Annotated in this window: 1 protein-coding gene; it reads left to right on the top strand. The window is 65.2% G+C overall.

The features are described from left to right. The coding region (locus U4012_RS35720) for an NAD(P)/FAD-dependent oxidoreductase (RefSeq protein ID WP_415750433.1) at nt 1-293 on the top strand (293 nt) is incomplete at both ends.

Raw genomic sequence — 293 nt, 5'->3', positions numbered from 1 at the left:
TGCTCGAGAAGGGTTCCGAGATCGGCGCGCACATCCTGTCGGGCGCGGTGATGGACCCGCGCGCGATCACTGAGCTGTTTCCCGACTGGAAGGAACAGGGCGCGCCGTTGAACGTCGAGGTGACCGAAGACCGCTTCCTGTTCCTGTCCGAGAACAGCGCGGTCACGACGCCGAATTGGGCGTTGCCCGCCAACTTCCAGAACCACGGCAACTACGTGATCTCGCTGGGCAACGTGACCCGCTGGCTCGGCCAGCAGGCGGAGGCCCTGGGCGTCGAGATCTTCCCGGGCTTT

This window comes from Burkholderia sp. BCC1988, from assembly GCF_905339895.1.
Lineage (GTDB): Bacteria > Pseudomonadota > Gammaproteobacteria > Burkholderiales > Burkholderiaceae > Burkholderia.
The sequence above is the reverse complement of the archived record's forward strand: the minus strand, read 5'-3'. Positions and strand labels throughout refer to the sequence as shown.